Consider the following 20882-nt stretch of genomic DNA (forward strand, 5'->3'; position numbering starts at 1 on the left):
TAAAATTCTCTTAATTATATACATAAAAATATTTTATAAAAAGTTTAAAAAATATGTAATCGGACCTTGACATTTTTAAAAAACTTCGCTATTATTTCTATGAATAAAAAAGCAAAAATATTCATTGAAAATAATGCAAAAATAAAATATAAGGAGATTTATATGATTCAACTTGAACACATTTCAAAATCGTATAAAAAAATACCCGCATTATCCGATTTGAGCTATACCTTTGAACAAAACAATGCATACGGAATATTGGGTATTAACGGAGCCGGTAAAAGTACTCTTATAGGCTGCCTGACCGGAAACCTTTCGCATTCCGGGACTATACGTTACGAAGGTATAAACTTAAACCAAATAGGATATGTACCGCAGGAACTTGCAATATATCCGGAACTTTCAGTACTGGATAATCTCTTATTCTTTGCTTCCGTATTTAAGGTTCCTAAAGAGCAGGCAAAAAGCCGGGCGACAGGTCTTATTGAAAGAACCGGACTACAGGACAAAACTTATGAAAAAGTAAAAAATCTTTCAGGCGGAATGAAACGGAAATTAAATCTTATTACCGGTCTTATTCATAATCCTAAATTATTGATTTGCGATGAAGTATGTGTAGGAATTGACCCTATTTCCCGTCAAGAAATATTGGAATACTTAAAAGAATTGCAGCTTAACGGAATGAGTATCATATATACTTCGCATTACCTTGACGAAATTGAATTTTTATGCGGAAAAATACTTTTTTTACATCAAGGCAAACTTATTTTAGAAGGTATAACATCCGAACTTGTTAAAACAATAAGCGGTAAAGATAAACCGGATTTATCCGATTTATTTATTCAAGTTATCCGCAAGGACGGTGCTCTGTAATGTGGAAAAAAGAATTAACTCTTATGCTTAAAAATCCCGTATACGCCGTTATGCCGATACTTCCTTTTTTGCTTACCTTTTTTATGAGTGAAGGAACAAAAAATTATATTCTCCGCAATTTTACCGAGCGGGAAGCCGTATATACCGCAGCGGAGGTTATTATATATCGGGGGCCGCTGTTGACGGCGCAAATGCAGTTTGCAATCAGCGAACTTTCTTTTATACTGATGATGTGCGCCATACCGGCAGGTTTAAATATTTTTGAAGAACGGCATAAAAATATTTGGAACCGAGTTGTATGTAAAAGGCGCTTTTTAACCGTCAAATTTTTACTGCATTTTGTTTTTGCAGTTATAATCACGGCCGTATCGCTTGCACTTTTTTATCTTATATACAACATAAAAATTCCGTTTACGGCTGCAACGGTTTTTCTAAGTATACCCGTTTTATCTATTTTATTCGGACTTGCAATGGGGCTTACCGTACAAAACCGTACAGTGCTTTCGAACAGTATTATGATGATTGTAATGCTGTTAGGATACTTGGGAGGGGCATTAAGCTTAACATCGGTATTATCTTCAACAAAATATATGAATGTGCTGATGTATCTTTCACCGCTGACACTTGCCGACACGCTTATTTTCAGGCAGCTTTTAGGATACACAAATTTTAACGGAATTATGCCGTATATTACGGTACACATTTCCGGAACTGTTTTATGTCTTACTCACATAATAAGGAAGGTACGCAATGATTCAATCCTTTAAATATACATTTAAAATATTAAAAAACACTAACGGTTTTTTTGCTTCTATGGTAGTTATGCCGGTAGTTATGATTATACTGGTAAGTATGACACTTGCATATTCAAACACTCCACGTGTAGGTTACATCGGAGACGGCGGCATATTAAGCGGCATAACAGGAATTTCATTTCAACGAATCCATGAAAAAGATACCGTATATTTTTTAGGCTCTACACAAGGAACTTTGGTAATAAAGATAAACGATAAAGGCGGTATTGAAAAATATTACAGCAGCATAAAAAACAATCCTCTCATTTCGATTATTGAAAGCGGTATCGGGAAAAGAGCCGATTCGGTATTCAGAGAAAAGCCCCACATCAGTTATTCAATCGGTATTATTCTATTTAAACTTTTAACGGCGGCAAGCCTGTTGGCAGCATTTTTAGTTAAGGAAAAATCAAACGGCATTTTTGTTCGACTTAAACAAGCCTATGTTTCACCATATGCTTTTATTACAGGAAAAGCGCTTGCAGTATTCAGCGTATATGAAATAGCAAACGGCATTATTTTAGTATTTTACAGAATAGCAGGCTTTGACTTCGGAAAGACAACAGCCTTAAAACTTTTTCTTTTATTCACCGCAGCACTAATTATATCAATAGGCATATATATTTATATCGCCTCATATATCAAAAATGAGGGAAACCTTTGGATATTTTCAACGGGAATACTTTTTCCGCTTGCACTGTGTTCAGGCACCCTCTTTCCAATTCAATATATGCCGCAGTGGATGAAATACATTGCAGCCTGTTCCCCTCAATATTATTTACTGCTTTCCGCAGTTGAAGATAATATTCAAATAATACCGCTTTCAGTTATGCTGGGAGTTTCTATAATATTGGCCGTTACAGGAATAAGGCGATTTATGAAAAAAGAGTAAACACTTGTAAGCGATGGAAAATAACTATTCTTAATTTTATTTTATAATCAAGAGTCTCGCCTTAAGAGAAGCGAGATACGGCACTCAATATTTCATACTGTATATTCTTAAGTTGTATTGTAAAATTTTTTAGGCAAATTAGAGTGATTAAATATGAGCTCATACGGTATAGGATAGTTAAAAAAGGTGTCGAATTGAAAAACTGAGACGTGTAATATGTTCATTTTTTCTTATAATTTATGTATCAATAAGTGTTGTAACTCATATTCTTCCCTATTGACAGCACTATGTATAGTGTGATATTTTGTTGAAATAATAAACTATCACCGGGAAAGGAATAAATATGCGATGCCCGCACTGCGGAAGTTTTGATGATAAAGTAATGGAATCTCGAATGCTTGCTCAAGGGGACTGTATACGCCGCAGACGAGAATGTAATGCTTGCGGATATAGGTTTACAAGCTATGAACGTATTGAAGAAAAACAGCTTATGGTCGTTAAAAAAGACGGCAGGAGGGAGCCTTTCGACCGTAAAAAACTTGAAAAAGGAATAAGCAGAGCCTTGGAAAAACGCCCCGTTTCAGTGAGCGCCATAGAAAATATCATAACCGAAATTGAAGATAAGGCGGTTATGAAAGCAGGAAGCGGCAAGGAAATAGAGAGTACGGCTATAGGTGAAATGGTTTTATCACATCTTCATACCGTAGATAAGGTGGCATATATCAGATTTGCCTCCGTTTATAAACAGTTCGGCAACTTGGAAGAATTTATAAACGAAGTCCGCAGGTTTAAAAATAAAACCGATGAATCCGATGTAAATAAGCAATAGTCCCCGTACAAAACTGCCTTGAGTTTTTACAAGAACTAAATAAGCATTATATTAGTCTTTCAGCTACTCTTATTAAAACCGCTCCGTTGAATTGCGCCGTAGCCCGAATCAGACGGAAGCGGTTGTTAGACAAATTTCATTTTTGATATTTCCTTTAATTTTGTGTATGGCCATTCCGTTTTACTTTTCAACAATCCGTACTTCAGTTTTCGTACATTGTTCAACATATTTTTATCTCGATTTGCCCAGTCTATTGCAATAAGAGCTTCGGAAATTGAATCATTTACATTTCCAAGTTCATTTAATAATAATGCCATATATCCATGATACTTATATTCAATTATCGGAAACGGTGTTTCCTCATGCATTTCTTTCATAATCTTAAGACATTTTTGATATTCGCTTTTTTCTTCAAGCCTTAATACTAATTCCGATAGCCAATAAATATTTTCAGTTATTGTTCCCGTTTTTTTCCTTCTCCATTCGATTGATTCAAAAGCCTTTTTTATTGCTAAAGAATTCTCTTTAAGAGCATAATATGCTTTACTTTCATATAAGCAAAATTCCTGTTCCCAAAATTCATCGATTTTTATTTCACGAGAATGCTGAATAAGTTTTAGAGCTATATTCGGATATTTATTCAAAAGATAAAATGCCTGTATTTTTAAATATTGAGTTTTTTGAGAACGCGCTTTATTTAGCTTATCCGTAAATCTTTTTTTGAATCTCATCATTCCACACTTCGTTTCTATACCAGTTTTCATCAGCCATTTGTTTCCTCCTGTATTGACGGATTTCGGTATCATAATTTAAACCGTTTCTCAATTTTAGCAAAAAAGTTAAAATTTATTAAGACATCTATATTATCCCGTTAAAAATAAATTCCGTTTACATCGAGCGGCCTGACACCGATACATACGGGTTTTTATATCCGTGTTTATAAAATCAGGCAAGTATTATAAATCCGACTCAAGATTCACCGCCTGTCTTATATTTATTAAAATTAAATCCAATATTAAAAAATATTAAAATAGTAGATTCCTACTAATACAGAAGCAATTCCATATGGGAGCATAACAATCGACAGCTTCACACCCTGCTGTAATAAAAAACCTGCAAGCAATGTACCTACAGGCATAGCAGATGTTATAATAGCATCGATTGCCGTATTTGCTCTTCCTAAAAAATTAGAAGGAATAATCTTTTGAAAAAATACGGTAAATAAGATATTGCCGGCACCGAAAAAAACAAATGAAACAAAGTACATTAAAAATAATATAACAGTGTTGCTCCGTGCAAAAATCATGATAAGCCAAGTTATGCCTTGCAAAAATACTCCCAGCGATAGAGTTTTTTTTCGGATTAATATATTTTTCAAAAAAATTGAGAAAAAACGCTCCGGCTAACCCTGCTATGCCTTTTACCACAATTAACGAGCCGAAAATTATAGCGGTATTTTCTATTTGTCTTGATAAAAACGGTACGGCAACTGATGTCATAACAAAGCAAAAATTGATAAAAACTAATGGAATTACAATTTTCTTTATGTCGCCTTGAAACAAAATTTTAACACCGCCTATTAAATCGTTTCCGTATTCTTTAAAGTTGTATTTACCAACGTTTTTTTCGGTTTTACCGATTGGTATTATTAAATTTTTTTATAAAAATTATCGGTATAATAAACAGTATAATATTCAGTTTATATAATACCGAGGCGGAAAAAGATGCTATTAAAAAACCCGATATACCGTTAAAAATTGAGTCGGTAATAGTATAGGATATTTCAAGCAGTGAATTTGCTTTTACCAAATTCTCTTCTGAAACAATATTCGGAATTACGGTATCTTCAACTTCATAATTAATATTGCCTAATAAGGTCGAGATAAAAATAATTGAAAATAACGGTATAACCGACAACTTATTACATGCCAGTAAACCGGTTAATATAATCACTAATATTATTTGTACAGTCGAATTAATAAGCAATATTTTTTTGCGGTTATAGCGGTCAATAAACGGACCGAAAAATATAAGTATGTTTTCCGGAACAGTAAAGCACATCATTGCCAAAGATGTTAAAAGAGCCGATTTCTCTGAGATATACCAAACGGCTGACATGTAAAACAAGCTGTCCGCAATGTTCCTCGTTAGTCTCGCCAGTAATAAATTACTAAAATTCTTGTCTTTCATAAATTATATTAACTTTCATACTTTACTTCTCAGGCATTATAAACCATAAATTACAACTTGTAAAGCTGTGCATTTTTTTATTTTTTATAGACAGCGGTTTTCTATCCGGCTATATACCCTCCCCTTCCTAAATTTACAAAGCAATCCGTACAGGCAATGCTCCGCAAAGACTCTATTATGCCGAACAACTCTCATATCCGTTTGTCCCGAGGTATACCGATACACCGGGGTCAAAACATTTTATAAAATCTTTTCGGGAAATATTATACTGGACATTCCGTAACACTTGTGCTATAATTATGCCGTTACAGAAGATTTTGCCCAAAATAGCAAGTTTCGGCTGCATTTGATGGGGAAGGTTTTACCATTTATGCTCTTTAATACGGTGAAGATTGTTTTATACATAGAAAAATATAGTATGGATATCACAATCAAAAACTGTAACGGTAAGACTTTTCCGGCGGCATTTTAAGGTAAATATTAAAGAAAAAATACCGAAGACAGTACCGTCAGTTCCAAGCTGCTGCTTAAGATAAATAGAAAGAACTTTACCTTTTTGTCTACACTCAAACCCCGTATAAGGCTTTTTAAAAACCTGTAGGAAAACAGGATTTATCGCTCAACCCTGAAAATTTGACATACTGCTTTTAAAAATAACATCATACATATAAAAGAGGAGACCGGTATTCTTATTATGATACCTTTACAGTTTAAGAACTGCTTGGACACGCCTGTATAAAAACCGCTACGGTCTATATCGGTATTTTAAACCGCTTGGGACTCGGCATGCAAACTCCGATTGATATGATGCAGATTTTCATTTTCCGATTTTTATACATACGATGGGCGTGCCGGTTTTTCGCCTCACGGCTCAAAACCGTCGGGCTTTGCGTGGCTTCGGCTACCGCCTCCGGTACGAATGCACCGAAATTGCAGTGCATTCGTGTACTGCAAAAGCATTTTTAAAAAAACGCTTTTGCACCCCTCCAATCCCTCACGCAGTGTACTCTGTGCATTGGCGAATGGACGCGATTTAACGAAGATAGGTCTAATCTGTCAAGTGTATGTTTATACACTCAATTATTTTATGGTAGAAAGATTTATCTTTTAAATTTATTTGGATATTAGGTTGCAAACTAGTGATTTTTATGGTATAATGAAGAAAGGTCGAAAAGATGTTAGATTGACGGTGGTATGCACCGTGAGGAAAAATAATGAAAAAGAAAACATGGCATCTTACTTGCTATCTAATCAAAGACAGAGTCTCATCTTTCAAAGATTGCCTCCGCAATGATTTCGGTTACAGCTATTATAAATTAAATAATGATATTAAATATGAAGGCACGATAATCATCGGTGAATCGAAACAAAAACAGCCTAGATGGGTTAAGTTTCTTAAAGAAGCTTCGACATCAACATTTGATAAAATCAAAAACCAATCAACACGGGCAATTTTATTTCTAAAGACAAAAAACAGAATATTTGCATTTACTTTTGGTTATGGAAGGTATTTGCTTAAAGATGAATTAATTGTTAATGATTTTGGATTTAGAATTGCAATTAATGCTATAGATCCGAAACAAATAAGAAGTTTAGACATTGCAAAACTTGAAGAGCTAACTATTCAATCAAGAATCCAAACAAGTATAGGGGCTGAAAAAGAAACATTTGGAATAGATATTCTTAATGATTTATTAAGAGCTGTTACTGGTGTTCCAAAGAATCAAAGGTTCGCCAAGCAAATTGCAGGACGTGATGGAATAATTATTAATGCTGAGCAATCTGTCCATGATCTTGAAAAAAAGGCGCGAATAATGCTCCATTATTATACTTCATCTAGGTATAAAAAAGACTTTGATTGGGTTGATAATCTTAAAGAAGAACGTGATAAACTATTGATCAACGAATTACAAAAAATGCTTATATCTGATTTGAATTCAAAGAATTCCGAAAAAATGATTCTTGCTCCGGATAAGGTAATAGACTGGGATGATATTAATGGGTTCTGCTATAAGAAAAAGTATGATGAGAATGCTTTGGTTACAGAACTTCATATTGAGCATTTTCTTAACAATATAGTACAATTAAATGATTATGATGAATTCAAAAAAGAAAAAATCTATGTGAATTTTGCTTCAAACGACCTAACTATCAAATGGTCTGTATATAGGTGTCTAACATATGAGACTGATTATAAAAATAGCAAGTATATTTTTACTTTAGGACATTGGTATAAAATTGAAGCTAATTTTGTTAAGGAAGTTATTGATTATGTAAAAACAATTCCATTATCTTCTTTTGCTTTCCCGAATTGTGATGTGAAAACAGAAGGAGAATATAATAATAAGTTTCTAAACACTAAAGATTGCTATGTACTTGATAGAATGACAGTTAAATGTGATTCAGCTAGAACAGAAATAGAGCCATGTGACATATTGACAAAAACATTGCAATTTATACATGTAAAGCAAAAGCATAATTCTGCTAATTTAAGTCACTTATTCTCTCAATGTAGAATATCTGCCGAGTCATTACTGAAAGATGAAGGATTTCGAAAAGCTATAATAACAAAAGGCAAAGATAAGCTAAAATACGATTTATCATTTATTCCTGTTGACAACAAATTTCGAGCTAGTGATTGTGAAATTGTAATAGCAATTATAAGCAAAGGTCGAAAACCAATTGAAGAAACACTTTCTTTCTTTTCCTTATTAAATCTAAGGCAATCTGTAATTACATTGAAAGCATTTAATTATAAAGTAAGTGTGGCACTGATAGAAAAAGTATGACCTAACATAGTTTTCAAAGCCGACAAGTTGCTGTTGCAACTTGCGGTTTAAAACAATGTTAGGTTGACGCCTTCGGCGCAGGAGAGAAAATGAAAAACAAAGTATGCTTTGTAATTACTTTTGTAACTACTCTAATTTATTCAGCTTATGCTCAGGATAAAATAGATTATCTTGTATTAAACAAAATAAAAACAGTTCAAGAAATAATTGTTGAAAATATTAAAACAAAAATTACCGTAAAATTAGATGAGAATCAAAAAAAAGAGTTTCTTAATAATTTGAGTGTTGTAAAAAGCAGAGATTGGGGTAAGTGTCTGCTCCCATATGAGGTTACTATCATATATGATGATAAAAGTATTTCTTTTCGTACAAATGGGAAGGCCCTAGGACAATTTGGAACTATGGCGATGTATGATTTTGAATCTGATTTGAAGCTTTTGATAAACTCTTTTTTTATTATGGAAACTGAATTTCCGCTTTACTTAGAAAAAACGGTAAAAGTAAAGAATCAGGATATTCACTTGTATCAGGTAAATTATTCAAGAAAAAACTTAAAATTTATTCATGGACTTTCTTCAAGTAAAATATTGGATGAAACGCATTGCAGATGGAAAATTGGGCAAGAGCTTATTGATATACAAAGCAGCTTTACTGAAAAAGAATTAAAAAAACATATTGAAAAAGAAAACTTAAAAGAAGTTGCCGATTATTATATAAAAGAATTATGTAAACGGGATTTGTTTTTTTCCACATATGAATTACATCCTATTGATGAGGCAAATGAAAAATGGATTATTTATTTTGTATATGTTGAAAAAGAACATAAAGATAAAAAAGAATATTGGGATGAAGTTGTGTTTATGTTACCAGATGGTACAATTGTAATCAGCGAAAATAATTTCGAAGAAATAACATTTTAGATAAAACTGCCTAACACCCGCTTCAACGCTGACAAACGGGTCAAGCCCGTTTGCAGGTTAAGCGAATGTTATGTGGACGCCCCAGAGGGGCGCTTGATGTGATAGAATTTACCATGTTTTATCGTTTATAAAATGAGGAAATAAAGAAAACAGGAGCATACCAATGGATGTATACGAAGCAATCAACAAAAGACGAACTGTAAGAGAATTCTTGGATAAAGAAGTAGATTTTGAGGCGATAAAAAGAATTCTGGACGCGGGAAACAAAGCCCCGACATGGAATCATAACCGTAATTGGAGTTACATCGTCTTAAAAACGGATGAAGAAAAAGAATACGCTTTTGAATACGCCAAAAAGATAGCGGATAAATTCGATGCCCAAGGATATCTTAACCGCCCAAAACCGTATCCGACCACGCTTGCGCAGAAAATGTATGCTCATGCGATGCCGCGGCAATTTACAATGCTAAAGAATGCTCCTTATGTTGTAATCCCTGTGTTCAAGTCAAAAGAATTGAACGGTGAATATGTTTCCAAATTAAATCCGTTTTCAACAATCTGGTGTGTAATAGAAAACATATTTTTGGCAGCGACGGCAGAAGGGCTGTCATGTTCCATGAGGATTCCATTAAACGAAGAACACGATATTGTAAAAGAAAAACTGAAAGTCCCGCCGACATATATGATTCCTGTATTTATAGGAATCGGTTATGCAGATTCAAACGAAGATCAACTGGAGCAAAACGTAGCAGACCTTGGTAAACAGCTACATTTCGGCAGATGGAAATAGTTCGGCAGCAATATGATGAAACCAGTCGTCCAAAAAATCAAAGTAAAATCGGTTCTCACGAAGTCAAATCTTCCTGTTGCTGATTTTTCCATGAATCCCTATGTCGGCTGCACTCATGCCTGTAAGTATTGCTACGCCTGTTTTATGAAACGGTTTACCAATCATGCTGAAAATTGGGGTGAGTTTTTAGACGTAAAATACTGGGAGCCGATAAAAAATCCGAAAAAATATGAGGGCAAGGAATTCTTTTTTGGTTCGGTTACAGACCCTTACAATCCGCAGGAAGAAGAGTTTCGCCGCACCCGCGCACTGCTTGAAGAATTAAAAGGGAACGACATAAAGATCAGCATACAGACAAAAAGCGACCTTGTTTTGCGTGATATTAATTTAATCAAAACGTTTCCGAATGCGCGGGTCGGTTTTTCAATCAATACGTTGGACGAGGCTTTCCGCGCGGATATGGATAATGCCGTAAGTATTGAGCGCAGACTTTCCGCTATGAAAAAACTTCACGATGAAGGAATCCGCACAACCTGCTTTATCTCACCGATTTTTCCCGGAATCACCGACGTAAAAGCAATCGTGGAACGAGTAAAAAATCAATGCAATCTCGTTTGGCTTGAAAATTTGAACTTGAGGGGAACGTTCCGTCCGGTAATTATGGACTATATACGGCAACAGCACGCAGAGCTTGTTCCGCTTTACGAAGAAATTTATTCAAAAGGTAATCGCGATTATTGGGAAAAGCTTGATACGGAACTCCGCGCGTACGCAAAGGAAAGCGGGCTGTCGTATGTCAGAAATGACGACAGCATGAATCTTCCGTTTGATTCTCCGCCTCTTTTGGTGAATTTCTTTTACCACGAAGAAATTAAAAAGTCAGTGATGAAAAACGCATAACACCGTTTTCAAAGCCGACAACGCAGACAAGCTGCGTTGCGGTTTAAAACAATGTTAGATGGACGCCTTAGGCGGACGAAAAAAGAGAATATAATGAAAAAGAAATATGATGTATTAATTATTACTTGTACAACCACTTTAGTATTTCTCGTTTGGAAGTTTATTGACACACTATTTACAGGAACGAAAAATGATATAATTTTGTGGATTATTGGATTTATATCCTCAGTTGGCGTTTATAAATCAATTGTTTTTTTATTTCATTCATCATTAAAAGTATGTGAACCAATAAAAAGGTGTTTCTTAGGAAATGAATATCTAAATGGAATATGGCTTGGATACTATATTGGTGCAAGTGGAAAAAAGAGATATATTGTTGAATATTACGAACAAGATATGGACACCATGCAAATACGTGGACATTCATACAATGAGAAGTTAGAATTACACTCTTCATGGGTAAGTACATCAATAACTATTGATGGGATAAAAGGGAAAATATTTTACACCTATTCTGTTAATAGCTTTGTAGATTCAACTAACAATATTGGTTGTGCAGAATTTGATTTTGAAAGAAAAAAATGTTGTAAATATCCTTTAATAATTCATGGGTTTTCTACAGATATTCAAATAGGAAAAAGAATTAAAAGTTATGAAGAAAAACTAACGGATAAAAAAATAATTAAAACAAAAAAGGAATTAGACTTTGCTCAAATTGCTTTTGAAAAATATAATGCAGTTGAGTAAAAAAAACATCTAACTCTCGCTTCAACCTGACATTGCGGACAAGCCGCAAATGCAGGTTAAGCGAATGTTATGCGGACTGGAAAGGAAAAACTATGAAACAATATAAAATTCGAGTACCATTATATTTAGAGCAGAAAAGCAATTTTAATAAACATGATTTTAGCTCTTCTGAAGATGTTGAATTTGATTATATAAATAAAGAATTCTCAATAATAGGGGATAAAGGAACGTATAACATTGAGATAAATGAAATATTTGCTAATAATAGAGACGAATGTTCTAAAATTGCGGAAGAATTATTAGTGAAAATTATAAAATTATCTTCATTGATAATTCAAAGTCAATTTCCGAATCAACATTATACACACCTAAAATTGAATTATAATATTACTCAGATTTCTTTTTTGGAAGAAAATGAAAGAGAAACATGCATCTTAACTAACAATGATGCTATTCATATAAAAGACAAGATAGAAATTCATGATACATTAACTATGCATGCTACATATAAGATAGATTTTACTCTCTATGATACCCTAGAAAAATATTTTGCCGATAAAGAATTTAAATTTGTTTTAGATGCTTATTATAGATCGCTAAGTGCTACAGATGGCGTTACAAAATATTTTAATGCGTTTTCTGCAATAGAGTTTATTGAAGCATCCTTTTTTAAAAAAATATCTATAAACAAATTAATTCCAGAAAACATCATAAATAAAATGATCAAATCTATAGAAAATGAAATAGAAACAGATGTTTTTAATAGAATAAAGGAAAGAATTAAAAATTGTCTATTGAATAGTACCAAAGAAACAAGAGCTGAGAAATTGTGTGCTATCCTAAATGAAGTATTCGAAATTTATGAAATAAAAAGTGGAGTGGTGAATAATAATATAGATATATCTTTCATAAAAAAAATAATAGATTTACGTAATTCACTGTTTCATGGAAAGAAAATAGATGAAAATTTACAAGATGAAATAAAATGTAAATCCTTAGAATTAATTTTATTATTGCAGAATATTTTAATAAACTGGAAAACTTAAAGCACCGCCTAACACCGTTTTCAAAGCCGACAACGCAGACAAGCTGCGTTGCGGTTTAAAACAATGTTAGATTGACCTGCCTTATGGCAGGCGGGTAACGGAACCAATCAAAATATTCTTTCGATTTAAAAATAAAAATAATTGCAATTAAAAGGAAATTGCAAGAAGGAAGGTTGAAAGATGAAACAAAAGAAAGCAATCAGATTACTAATCGGAATAACGATAGTAAGTGCTGCTCTTTTATTTTTTGGTTGTACGACATTAGACTTGAATAGTGTATTTTTAGGAAAAGAAGATACATCTATTAGTTGGGAAATGGTAGAACTGGAAAAAGCACCTTCTATGAATAAACTCGAAAAATTGAGTAACACATCGAAGGAAGCAAGTGCAATATACAGATATGCAGATAGAGCCCATGCAGAAGATAATAAGTGGTATAAGTTTATAGCAGCAGAAAAACCTGGTGCAGAATACTATGCATATAAAGCTGCAAATGGTAATATGTCCAAGTGGGAAGTTTATAAGAAAAAATAATAAATAATAAAGGCTTTTAAAAGAAGTTCCTGATTTTAAAAGCCAATTTGAAAATTGAAAAGTTAATTATAATAGAGATAAAAGTATGGATAAATATTTACCGTTATTTTATTATTTAAGATCTATAAAAATAATAATATTTCATTATTATTTTCAGAAATAGAAAAGATTATAAATGCAGAATTACCAATATCTGCTTATAAATATATAGAATGGTGGTCGAATGGAGAAAATAGTGGAAATTCCCAAGCTTTTTCATGGAGAGATTGTGGATGGCAAGTTGATTTTAATAATAAAAAAATATATTTTGAAAAAAAATGATAGATTTTTGTGGAAATTTGAAAAAGTATATTTTTCTAAATAAAGAAATATAGAATCTAACACCCGCTTCAACCTGACATTGCGGGCGGCCGCAAATGCAGGTTAAGCGGATGTTATGTGGGCCCGTACTGGGGCGCGAGGAGTTTAAAATGAATAAAATCGGTAAGTCATTAAAAAACTTAAATTGGAAATTATTTATTTCCCTTTTAATTATGGGATTGTGTCCTACAATTTATACAACATTAAGAGTGTTCTTTTTAGGGGCATTACCTGGAGATTGGGCATTTTCAATCGCCGGGCAGCTTTCGTGGGTAAATCTTATTTACGAAATATTAAATGAAGCAATAGTTCTTCCATTATATTTCTTTATGGGAAAATTTGTTGCAGAGAAATCTGAATATACAAACAGGATAAAAACTGGATTGATTATTTCATTTTGTGTTTATGCTGTTTGTTCTGTTTTAATTTGTTGTTTTACAAATCCTCTTTTGGCGATAATGGCTACAAGTAAAGATATTATTACAGAATCTGCTGTGTATATAAGAATAGAAAGTATTGCAAATATATTCTCTCTTCTGGCAACTTTTCTGCTCGTATGTTTGGTAACATTAGGAAAATCAAAATATGTATATATTCTCACAGGTACAAAACTTGTATTAAGTGTTATTCTTGATACATTCTTTGTTTCTACATTAAATATATCTGCAAATTTCGGTGTAAACGGAATCGGTTATAGTAATATTGTGGTAAATCTTATTCTGTTTATAGTTTCAGTTATTTTGCTCAGTAAAGAAGGTTACTTTATTTTCAGTAAGGAAAAACTTTCTTTTGAATGGGCTAAGGATTTTGTAAAAATTGGCGGTATCTCAGGAATAGAATCTTTTGTCAGAAATATTGCTTATATGCTTATGATAAGCCGTATGGTTAATATGGTAAATGAACAGGGTACTTACTGGGTTGCAAATAGTTTTATCTGGGGATGGTTGCTATTGCCGATTAATCAACTTGGAGAATTGATAAAGCAGGAAGTTAGTACAGATGAAAAGGCGATAAAAAATAATACGCTCGGATATTTTGCAGTTACAGCGATAGTTTGTCTTGTTTGGTTTATAACAATCCCCGGATGGAAAGGATTTATGGCAAATGTGCTGCAATTTTCTGATGTTGATAAATTGTATAGCCTTGTTATGGTGCTTCTTGGCTTTTATGTATTGTATGCATTGCAAAATGTATTTGATTGCGAGTTTTACGGACTTGGAAAAACAAATTATATGCTTTTTGAATCGATAGTTACCAATTCAATTTATTATGGTATAGCATTTGCTTTGTATCTTGCAGGTAAATGGACTCCGACATTGATAAGTATTGCATTGTTATTCGGTGTTGGAAATGCTTTTGACAGTATTGTTTCAGGTGGTGCTTTTACATATCTTTTGAAGAAAAAAAAGATAAACATTCTGGATGTTGAATAATGAAATTAGTATCAATATATGAACACATGGAAAAAGGTGCTTCAAAAGTACCTGTCGGTCAAAATTGTAAAATCATTTTTCGTCACTCAATCAGAGGAAAAATAGAGTCTGGAGTTGGACGAGAAGTAGCTCTTACTGACGAAGGAATTGAACTCTGTAAAAGTTTTGGAAGAAATTTACAATATGACATCGGATATGTTGCCTCAAGTACTTGTTTACGAAATATTCAAACTTGTGAAAATATCCTTTTAGGGAAAGCCCAAAATAGGAATATTGTAAAAGCTCCTAATGAAATGGAATATCCACAAACAAAAGATATATTTCTAAGCGATAAAGTTTTCAAAGAGCTAAAATTTAATAATCAAGAAATCATTTTTAAATTAAAAAAGGAAGGTTTGGAAGGTTTTAATTCAATACAGGAATCCGCAAAAATAATGCTTGATTATATGTTTTCCAATGGCAATTTAGAGAATACTGTTGATTTGTATTGTACGCATGATTTTCAAATGGCTATTCTTTATGCATATTTATTTGACTTTGCTTCGACAAGGAGAAGTATTGAAAATAATAAATGGCCAATGATGCTAGAAGGTATGATTCTTTGGGGAGAAAAAAATCATTTCTGGTGTAGTTGGAGAAATGAAATTAGGGAGTTTGTAAACACATAACACCGTTTTCAAAGCCGACAAACGGGGCAAGCCCGTTTGCGGTTCAAAAAAATGTTATGTTTACAATATAACATTTTCAATTATGTGAATTGTGACAATGTTTATAATTTTTATTAAGAGATCTAATAATGACTAATGGAAAAATAGCAGAAAAAGAAAAAAAAATGATTCAAAATTCAATTAATCACATTTTTTATAAAAGTAAATCTTTTTACATAAATAATGAAACTTTTGATGACTTTGTTTTTAATCTATCAGATAAAGAATTAGAATATGAAGGACAATTTTTACAAAGAATTAAGTGTTATATACTAAAAGAATATAGAAAGAATGATATTTGGATTTCACAATCTGCATTAGATCATATAATTTTTTATGAAATAAAAAGATCAACTCCACAAAATTTAATAAACAATATTATAAATTCAGTTTCAAAAAACAATCTTAATAAACGATCAGTTGTTTTATTTCCAATACATAGTTTTGGTATAGAAAACATGAATTATATTTATTTTACAGATAAAAGACCTTTGTTTTATACCAATGATAATTTTGCAATAATCCCTCAAACTAATAGTCTTTCAAAAACAAAAGAAATTATTAGGCAATTTTTAGATAATAATAAAATGAAATCTATTAAGTTTGATGAATCTATGATTGATCATTATTTTAAATATATAAACATGAAGTGGTTAGAACGAAATCCTTTATTAATCATCATCGAAAATTTTTCACAATATGATAGATTTGATAATTTATGGCAAATTATCGAAAAAATAGAATTTATTACAATAAAATTGTATTTTTATCATATAATAACTAATAAAAAAAATAAAAATTATACTTGGTCTACAAGTAAAGTAAATCATTGGGCGACACTAGATATAAATCATTTTTTAACATTGACTAGATGTATAAATAATCATAAAAAACTTGAAGTCAATTTGGTTCCAATATATTCCAAAGATGAATTAGTTTTTGATATTTCTTTTTTGAATATTGATATTACACTAGATTTTCATCATAAGAAAAAAAATATTTTAGATCAATCTTTTGAGTTCATTGATTTAATTCAAAAAGGGTATTTAGAGTATAAGTTATTTAATAATAATTTAGGTCAGAGATATCAAAGATTAACTGTTTCATTAAGGCATTTAAAAAAATCAATAAAATCAATTTCAATAATAGATAAAATAATAAATTTAAATACTGCTTTTGAAATTATTTATTTAGATAATTATGAATTTAATAAGAAAACTAAAATGCTTGAAATATATTGGAAATGTATTAAACAATTTAAATTATTTAAAAAAGAATATTCCGATAAAATTATGTCAGAATTAATTGATGAACGAAATAGTATAATTCATTCAGGAATAATATTAAATAGTAATATTGATTTATATGATCATTATAAAATATATGTTTATAGTATAGTGGCAATATCTAATAAAATTAAAGAAAATTCGAATATAGGTATAGGAAGTATTATTGATAAATTTTAGTAGAAACCTAATGCTCGCTTCAACCTGACATTGCGGACAAGCCGCAAATGCAGGTTAAGCGGAATGTTAGGTGTATAAGGGTAAAAATAGGATAAAATATTGGAAGAGAATGAATTAATACAAAAAGTAAAAGAATATACATATTATCTTACAGATGAATATTTGGAAGAGGTATGCAAGAACTTGTTACAAATTAAAGATATAAATCTTTTCTTCGAAAAATGTTATGAAAATGATGCTATTCATGAATGGAAAAGTCCTTGTTCATTTATTTATGATTCAGTAACTCATTCACATAAATATCGAGAATTAATATTAGAAAAATATGAAAATGATTGTATTTATAAATTTTGTGAAAAAATGCTATTTGATTATTCATATACTAGACGAAGAGAAGCATTGATTATAATCTGTGATATTTTAAATATTCATAGAATAAAATGTAAAAAACTACTGGAAGAGTATTTTTTTTTGTAATAGAAAATGATCCGCTACTTTTATATGATTATATAATGGAATTTACGTGGTTATATGCTTATGAAATTAGAATTAGGAAAAATCTCTATTCAAAAATCTTAAATCTGAATAATGAATTTGCTAATCTTACATTATTAGAATATTTAGATAGTCTAGTCGTACCTTTTTTTAGTCGAGATGGATTACTAAAATACAAAATTTTATCAAAATTAACAAGAGATAAAAGTAGATGTGTAAATTCATTTGCTGAAAAAATAAAAAAGAATATGCTTATTAAAAATTATAATAAACACGTTGAAACAAAAACATATATTCTAGGAAATGCAAAGTTAGAATTTATTAATATAATGTTTATGAATAAAACTGAAACTTATAATAAAGATGATTTTATAAATTTTTATTTGAATTATGTAAAGGAAAACACCTAACACCCGCTTCAACCTGACATTGCGGAGTAGCCGCAAATGCAGGTTAAGCGGCAGTTAGATGGACACCGCTTTCGCGGTGCAAATATTTTGTTATAAATAAGAGGTATGGTATGGAAATAAGAAATGAATCTAAGATTGAAATTATAAAACTTTTTATGATTGTATTTACAATTATTATATCATTAATTATTTTATCAAAGACATTTTTGGAAAGAAATAAAGAGAGTGAAGTAATCCAGGTAACAGGTTTGAGAACAAAAGATTTTGAATCTGATTTGATTGTATGGTCTGGTTCATTTTCACAGATTGATATTGATTTAAAAAATGCGTATGAGCGATTGCACCTTGATCAAAATAAAATAATAGACTTTCTAAAAAAGCGAAATGTGTCAAAGAATGAATATTTATTTTCAGCAGTAGTAATTGATAAGGAATATGAAACAATATATGACATGGATAAAAACCAAAAACGTCTTTTTAAGGGGTATCGCTTAATGCAAGATATAAAGATTGAATCAAACGAAGTAGAGAAAATAGAAACTATTTCACGAGAAATTACAGAGTTAATCAATATGGGGGTTGAATTCTATTCATCTAAACCACAATATTATTATACGAAACTGACTGAATTAAAAAAAGAATTAATTGAACATGCAACTGAAAATGCAAAAACTAGAGCAGAAACAATAGCGAGTAAATCAGGATTTAAACTAGGACGATTGAAGAATGCAAATATGGGTGTATTTCAAATAATAGCTAGAAATTCAAATGAAGATTATTCTTGGGCAGGAACTTTTAATACTACATCAAAACAAAAGACCGCAACAATAACAATGAAGTTACAATTTGGAATACAATAGGAATGAGCATCCAACACCCGCTTCAACCTGACATTGCGGACAAGCCGCAAACGCAGGTTAAGCGAATGTTAGAACGACGCCTATCGGCGCGAAAGGAGAAAAAATGAAAAAATATATTTTAACAATGGTACTAATCACATTCTTTTCAGTTACTTCATTTGGACAAAAAATTGAAGATTTTGAAAAAGATTTTATCAACACAACCAAAATGGAATTTACTGAAACTGACTTAAATAAAATGTTTCAGACATATTCAAATTTCCTAACACCACACAGTGACATGACGCAGCTCATGGCAAATCTACAAAATGAGCAAATAGTTGAATATCCACTGTCGAAATTTAAAGAAACTGCCGGTTACAAAAATAATATTAAAATTTTATTTAATTCAAAAAATGAAAATCAACGATTATTGTCTTATTTGGTAATTGCAGGAGCTGGCGACATAAAATTTGAAAAAGAGCTTTTAAAAAGAATCAAAACCGAAAACTCTATGGGCAATATTATTTGGGCCGGTATGGCTTTGATGCATTTAAAAACCAATCACACAACAGCTCTATTTGATTTTTTGGTAGAATACGAAAATTTTGGAGATAGTCATATGATTCCTTTATATTTTCAACTAAATAAGAATTCTCTACAAAAAACTGCTTATGATAGAATTAATAGTGAAAATATAAAAGCCAAAGTCCTAGCTGCTCAAATATTTTCGGTTACAGGTAAAAATAAAAAAACTGAAAAATTACTACTAGATGCTGTTAAAAACTGGGATTATAGTATAAAGGGTTACGCTATTTATTCAATAAAAGAACTTAGAATTGGCAACCTCAAAAGCACTTTTATTCCATTATTAAATAATACACAAACTCGAAGAATTGCAATTCAAGCCTTAGCTAATAGTCCGACAAAAGAAGATGTTGATTATCTAAAAGAGTTAATGAAAAATGAAAATCCTATTTCCGAGGATTTATTAGACGGTTTTTATAAATCAAAAAATATAGAAAATATAAAATTTTGGTTGCATTTAGTTTCTACAAAAGAGATTCCTGAAAATTATTTTTTTACTGTATCGGAACAGCCTTTATTATTTTCAGCTGAAGTTTTAAAAGATGTTCAAGAAGCATTAAGAACGACAAAACACATCGAAATTCAAAAATATCTAATTAGCGTATTGGGCGGTAGAAATGACAAAGAGTCAAAGGATATAATTTTTACCTATTTAGATAATAAAGATTCTTCAGTTAGGTATTGGACTGTAGATGCTTTGAAAGGAAGTCAATCTAGTGAAGTTTTAAATAAACTAATAGAAATGTTGGAAAGCCCAGAAAAAAGAGTTGTTTCAATTACCGACATATTGATAGAAAATAAACTAAACACGCTTCAAACTCTTTATGAAAAAATATATCAGACTGAAAAGAGTTTAGATTGGCAAAGAAGCTCGATTGAATATCTATCGAATTTTCCAAAACAAAATCATAAAACGATATTTCTGAAAATTTTAGAAAATACCAGTTCTGACTTTTCATTAAAGAGAAATGCTGCTATGGGACTGGCAAATTTAAAAGATGAAACATCAGTAGACACAATAATTAAAGTTTGCGAAAACGAACGATTAAATAGTGATTATAATGCGCGAATTTATTTAGTTGCTCTATCAAAAATAAAAGGTGAAAAGGCAAAAAAATATATTGAAACATATAAAAATAGCAAGGAGAATGTGATTCGAGAATTAGCGAATGAATTACTTGCAAATTGGAACAGCTAACACGCCCTAGCAGTGTAAATAAACAATAGCGGGCTAAGTGATAAAATTAAAAATGTTCTAACACCCGTATTAGGGCACAAGG

Annotated in this window: 23 protein-coding genes; 20 read left to right on the forward strand and 3 right to left on the reverse strand. The window is 31.3% G+C overall.

Features of this window, described 5'->3' with window-relative positions:
- The first annotated feature begins 162 nt into the window (after positions 1-162).
- The 4 genes from DYQ05_RS09735 to nrdR all read left to right on the forward strand — a co-directional run bounded on the left by DYQ05_RS09735 (position 163) and on the right by nrdR (position 3388).
- Entirely contained in the window at positions 163-873 is a 711-nt protein-coding gene (locus tag DYQ05_RS09735; RefSeq protein ID WP_029409408.1) for an ABC transporter ATP-binding protein, read from the forward strand.
- Positions 873-1640, forward strand: coding sequence for a hypothetical protein (locus tag DYQ05_RS09740; RefSeq protein ID WP_206183348.1), 768 nt, complete (start codon positions 873-875; stop codon positions 1638-1640). The genes DYQ05_RS09735 and DYQ05_RS09740 overlap by 1 nt, the downstream gene beginning before the upstream one ends.
- Positions 1624-2559, forward strand: a complete 936-nt coding sequence (locus tag DYQ05_RS09745; protein WP_206183349.1) for an ABC transporter permease — start codon at positions 1624-1626, stop codon at positions 2557-2559. Before DYQ05_RS09740 ends, DYQ05_RS09745 begins: the two co-directional genes overlap by 17 nt.
- A 343-nt stretch (positions 2560-2902) precedes the next feature.
- The gene (gene nrdR / locus DYQ05_RS09750; RefSeq protein ID WP_206183350.1) at positions 2903-3388 is read left to right on the forward strand and encodes a transcriptional regulator NrdR; all 486 of its coding nucleotides are present in this window, start codon (positions 2903-2905) and stop codon (positions 3386-3388) included.
- A 125-nt stretch (positions 3389-3513) separates the two neighbouring features.
- Here nrdR and DYQ05_RS09755 read toward each other — a convergent pair whose 3' ends face one another.
- Both DYQ05_RS09755 and DYQ05_RS09760 read right to left on the reverse strand, forming a co-directional pair.
- Positions 3514-4152: a hypothetical protein gene (locus DYQ05_RS09755; protein WP_206183351.1), complete on the reverse strand. Its 639-nt coding sequence runs from the start codon at positions 4150-4152 to the stop codon at positions 3514-3516.
- A gap of 251 nt (positions 4153-4403) precedes the next feature.
- Positions 4404-4718 carry an MFS transporter gene (locus DYQ05_RS09760; protein ID WP_206183352.1) on the reverse strand — a complete coding sequence of 105 codons (315 nt, stop codon included), beginning with the start codon at positions 4716-4718 and terminating at the stop codon, positions 4404-4406.
- An 83-nt stretch (positions 4719-4801) separates the two neighbouring features.
- On the opposite strand from DYQ05_RS09760, the gene DYQ05_RS09765 reads away from it, so the two are divergent.
- Positions 4802-4945: a hypothetical protein gene (locus tag DYQ05_RS09765; RefSeq protein WP_206183353.1), complete on the forward strand. Its 144-nt coding sequence runs from the start codon at positions 4802-4804 to the stop codon at positions 4943-4945.
- Between the two features lie 75 nt (positions 4946-5020).
- On the opposite strand, the gene DYQ05_RS09770 is transcribed toward DYQ05_RS09765, so the two are convergent.
- Complete coding sequence (locus tag DYQ05_RS09770; RefSeq protein WP_206183354.1) at positions 5021-5578, reverse strand: MFS transporter; 558 nt, start codon at positions 5576-5578, stop codon at positions 5021-5023.
- A gap of 1214 nt (positions 5579-6792) precedes the next feature.
- On the opposite strand from DYQ05_RS09770, the gene DYQ05_RS09775 reads away from it, so the two are divergent.
- The 15 genes from DYQ05_RS09775 (at position 6793) to DYQ05_RS09840 (ending at position 20800) form a co-directional block, all read left to right on the forward strand.
- Positions 6793-8367: a DUF6119 family protein gene (locus DYQ05_RS09775; RefSeq protein WP_020965834.1), complete on the forward strand. Its 1575-nt coding sequence runs from the start codon at positions 6793-6795 to the stop codon at positions 8365-8367.
- Between the two features lie 89 nt (positions 8368-8456).
- Positions 8457-9287: a hypothetical protein gene (locus DYQ05_RS09780; RefSeq protein ID WP_020965835.1), complete on the forward strand. Its 831-nt coding sequence runs from the start codon at positions 8457-8459 to the stop codon at positions 9285-9287.
- Positions 9288-9450: 163 nt separating this feature from the next.
- The gene (locus DYQ05_RS09785; RefSeq protein WP_020965836.1) at positions 9451-10077 is read left to right on the forward strand and encodes a nitroreductase family protein; all 627 of its coding nucleotides are present in this window, start codon (positions 9451-9453) and stop codon (positions 10075-10077) included.
- A gap of 15 nt (positions 10078-10092) precedes the next feature.
- Positions 10093-10977 carry a radical SAM mobile pair protein B gene (locus tag DYQ05_RS09790; protein WP_206184133.1) on the forward strand — a complete coding sequence of 295 codons (885 nt, stop codon included), beginning with the start codon at positions 10093-10095 and terminating at the stop codon, positions 10975-10977.
- A 93-nt stretch (positions 10978-11070) separates the two neighbouring features.
- Entirely contained in the window at positions 11071-11724 is a 654-nt protein-coding gene (locus DYQ05_RS09795) for a hypothetical protein (RefSeq protein WP_024465783.1), read from the forward strand.
- A gap of 92 nt (positions 11725-11816) precedes the next feature.
- Positions 11817-12770, forward strand: a complete 954-nt coding sequence (locus tag DYQ05_RS09800; RefSeq protein WP_024465784.1) for a hypothetical protein — start codon at positions 11817-11819, stop codon at positions 12768-12770.
- A gap of 180 nt (positions 12771-12950) precedes the next feature.
- Positions 12951-13304 (forward strand): hypothetical protein, encoded by a 354-nt coding sequence (locus DYQ05_RS09805; protein ID WP_024465785.1) that lies wholly within the window; start codon positions 12951-12953, stop codon positions 13302-13304.
- A 223-nt stretch (positions 13305-13527) separates the two neighbouring features.
- Positions 13528-13668 (forward strand): hypothetical protein, encoded by a 141-nt coding sequence (locus DYQ05_RS09810; protein ID WP_020965840.1) that lies wholly within the window; start codon positions 13528-13530, stop codon positions 13666-13668.
- 106 nt (positions 13669-13774) lie between these two features.
- Positions 13775-15097: an MATE family Na+-driven efflux transporter gene (locus DYQ05_RS09815; RefSeq protein WP_038096153.1), complete on the forward strand. Its 1323-nt coding sequence runs from the start codon at positions 13775-13777 to the stop codon at positions 15095-15097.
- Positions 15097-15765 (forward strand): histidine phosphatase family protein, encoded by a 669-nt coding sequence (locus DYQ05_RS09820; RefSeq protein WP_002678603.1) that lies wholly within the window; start codon positions 15097-15099, stop codon positions 15763-15765. Before DYQ05_RS09815 ends, DYQ05_RS09820 begins: the two co-directional genes overlap by 1 nt.
- Positions 15766-15893: 128 nt before the next feature.
- Complete coding sequence (locus DYQ05_RS09825; RefSeq protein ID WP_020965842.1) at positions 15894-17270, forward strand: HEPN domain-containing protein; 1377 nt, start codon at positions 15894-15896, stop codon at positions 17268-17270.
- Positions 17271-17369: 99 nt separating this feature from the next.
- Positions 17370-17747, forward strand: coding sequence for a hypothetical protein (locus DYQ05_RS14050; RefSeq protein WP_243442833.1), 378 nt, complete (start codon positions 17370-17372; stop codon positions 17745-17747).
- Positions 17748-17782: 35 nt separating this feature from the next.
- On the forward strand, positions 17783-18175 hold the full coding sequence (locus tag DYQ05_RS14055; protein WP_225969254.1) for a hypothetical protein: 393 nt from the start codon (positions 17783-17785) through the stop codon (positions 18173-18175).
- Positions 18176-18285: 110 nt separating this feature from the next.
- Positions 18286-19035, forward strand: coding sequence for an SIMPL domain-containing protein (locus tag DYQ05_RS09835; protein ID WP_020965844.1), 750 nt, complete (start codon positions 18286-18288; stop codon positions 19033-19035).
- A gap of 103 nt (positions 19036-19138) precedes the next feature.
- On the forward strand, positions 19139-20800 hold the full coding sequence (locus DYQ05_RS09840) for a HEAT repeat domain-containing protein (protein WP_206183355.1): 1662 nt from the start codon (positions 19139-19141) through the stop codon (positions 20798-20800).
- Positions 20801-20882: the final 82 nt, after the last annotated feature.

This window comes from Treponema pedis, from assembly GCF_017161325.1.
GTDB classification, from domain to species: Bacteria; Spirochaetota; Spirochaetia; order Treponematales; family Treponemataceae; genus Treponema_B; species Treponema_B pedis.